Below are 2,571 nucleotides of genomic sequence, written 5' to 3' on the forward strand. Positions count from 1 at the left end.
TGTCAACGGCCGTGTAGTGCTCCCCGTAGGCGGCCAGTAGTTCTCCCTGCTGGCGGCCGTTAAGAGTCCCCGCTGGCGGCCAGATATCTCCCCGCCAGTGGTTGATGTGGATCAGCTGAAGGGCTTCACCCCCTTCCCGGTGGTGGCCTCGGTGAACCTGAACGAGTCACCCTGAGTGACGGTGACGTGGGCATGGTGGAGGAGTCGGTCGACGGTCGCGGTGGCCAGGGTCTTGGGCATGATCTCGTCGAATCCGGACGGGTGGAGGTTGCTGGAGACAGCGATCGAGCGTCGCTCGTAGGCCGCGTCGACCAGGCGGTAGAAGCCCTCGGCGGCGTCCTCGGAGACGGGCAGCAGGCCGATGTCGTCGACGATGATCAGGTCCGAGCGGACGATCTTCGCGAGGGCCCGGGCGATGGAGTCGTCCGCGCGGTGGCGGCGGACCAGGGCGCCCAGGTCCTCGATGGTGAACCAGGCGACGGTCAGGCCGGCTTCGACCGCGGTCTGCCCGAGAGCCTCGGTGAAGTGCGACTTTCCCGTGCCCGAGGGCCCACAGATACAAGAATTCTCGCGGCGGCCGATCCATTCCAGGCTCTTCAGGGCGTCCTGGGTGGCCCTGGGGATGGAGGACTTGCCCTCGTGCCAGTCGCCGAAGGTCTTGCCGGTGGGGAAGCCGGCCCGCTTGCGGCGGGTGTGGAGGTTGGCGCGGTCGCGTCCGGCGGCTTCCTCGGCAAGAAGGACACGGACGACCTCGGCGGGATCCCAGCGTTGGGCCTTCGCGGTGGGGATGATGTCGGTCAGCGACCTGCGGATGTGCGGGAGTTTCAGCCGCCGGGTCAGGTCGATGGCCTCGGCGAGCGGGTCGCCGTTGGTGCCGGGAACGGTGCGAAGAGGGGTGGCCATCAGGCGAGGTCGCTTTCGTCGTACTCGGAAAGATCGGGAGTGCTCGCGGCCGGGGCGCCGAGGGCGGACCAGGCGGAGGTGCCGGGCTGCAGCGAGTGGTCCTCACTGCGGCGGACCGGCTCGGCCATCCCGTGGACGGCCTGGTAGTCGAGGATCGACATGAGGTCCTTGTCCGCGAAGCGGGCGGTGACCGCAGCGGTGCCGAGCGCGCGGTCGACTTCCGCTGCCGAGTAGAGCTTCGACAGCGCGACGGCCTCGGCCATCTTCGCCTTGACCCGGCGGACCCCTGCCGCACCGGCCTCCACCAGCCAGGACGCGGCGCCGGGGCCGAGCTGGAGGAACGCGGCCTCCTCGGCGGACGTGGCCCGCGGGGTGCGGTCCGCTTCCTTGTTCTCGCGCGGCGGATAGTGGGCGTCATCCAGGACCGGCGAGCCGGGCTCGCCGCGCGGGTGGCGGGCGACCTCGATGGCCGAGCCGTGCTCGTCGACAGCGGTGACGATCAGCTCGTCGCCGTGGAAACGGGCCCAGACCCGGGTGTCGATCAGCTGGTGCGGGACCGAGTAGCGGACCGCGTCGACGGAGATCGTCGACTCCCAGGTGACCCGGCGGGTGGTGCCGAACGCGGCGGTGAACGGGCTCTTCGGCAGCGGGTGCAGACGCTGCTGTTCTTCCGCGAGACGCTCGACGGGCTTGCGCCGAGTCGCCTTGTGCGTGCGGGAGTTGACCTCTTCGCAGAAAGATCGGCAGGCGGCTTCCAGCTCGCCGAAGGTCCTGTACTCCTCGCGCAGATTCACATCCCGGGGCACCAGATCGGCCTTCGCGATCTTGACTGTGGACTCCGAGCCACCCTTGGTCTCCGGGTCCGCCGGCAAGCACGTCCGTATCGTCGTGCCGTAGTGCCTCGCGACCTCGACGACCTCCGGGTTACGGATGGCGATCCCGGCGACGTGATCGGTGGTGACCGTTTTCTCGTTGTCCGTCAGGACGTAGGCCGGGATCCCGCCGATCCGGCGGAACGTGGCGTCCAGACACGCGGTGACCGTCGGAAGCGTCTTGTCCCAGATCGGGATGACGACACGGAAACGGGACCAGGCCAGCCATGCACAGAACAGCGTGGTCTTGCGGCCCTTGATCACCGGGCCGTCACCGAAGTCGTACTGAAGCCAGAGCCCCGGTTCGGTCACCCACGGCCGATAGACGCGGCGCCGGCCGGCCCTGAACTGGGCTTTCGCCTCGGCGACGGTGCGGCGGGTGGTGCGTTCCCCGCCCGTGAAGCCCATCGCGGCGATCCTCTTGTGAACCACGTCCGCACGGATCCTGCCCTGCGAGCGGACCACCAGGTCCTCGATCTTCGGCAGATAGTCGTCGATCGCCCGGGACCGGTGACGGCGCTGGTCAGGGTGCTGGCCGGCCGCCCGCATCTTCACGTATCGCGCCACCGTGTGGTGGTCGCACCCGGCCAGCTCGGCCGCGGCACGGTAACTGCCTGTGAGGTCGTAAGCCTCAAGGATCTCCATGATCTCCCTGCTGTTCTTCACCCGCTCCAGCTTCGCCGAGCGGGACTACTCGGGGCGAGCGGGGAGAAATCTGGCCGTACGCGGGGAAACCCGTGGCCATCAGTGGGGCGGTAAATGGCCGCCTATGGGGAGCTTGCCATGGCCGCCGTCA

2 protein-coding genes are annotated in these 2,571 nt (G+C 68.8%); both read right to left on the reverse strand.

Features of this window, described 5'->3' with window-relative positions:
• Positions 1-111: 111 nt before the first annotated feature.
• Positions 112-903 (reverse strand): IS21-like element helper ATPase IstB, encoded by a 792-nt coding sequence (gene istB, locus ACFUJR_RS39075; protein WP_383451290.1) that lies wholly within the window; start codon positions 901-903, stop codon positions 112-114.
• The gene (istA, locus tag ACFUJR_RS39080) at positions 903-2,441 is read right to left on the reverse strand and encodes an IS21 family transposase (RefSeq protein WP_383181642.1); all 1,539 of its coding nucleotides are present in this window, start codon (positions 2,439-2,441) and stop codon (positions 903-905) included. The genes istB and istA overlap by 1 nt, the downstream gene beginning before the upstream one ends.
• Positions 2,442-2,571 lie beyond the last annotated feature (130 nt).

Origin of the sequence: Streptomyces sp. NPDC057271, from assembly GCF_042668715.1 — a bacterium.
GTDB lineage: Bacteria > Actinomycetota > Actinomycetes > Streptomycetales > Streptomycetaceae > Streptomyces.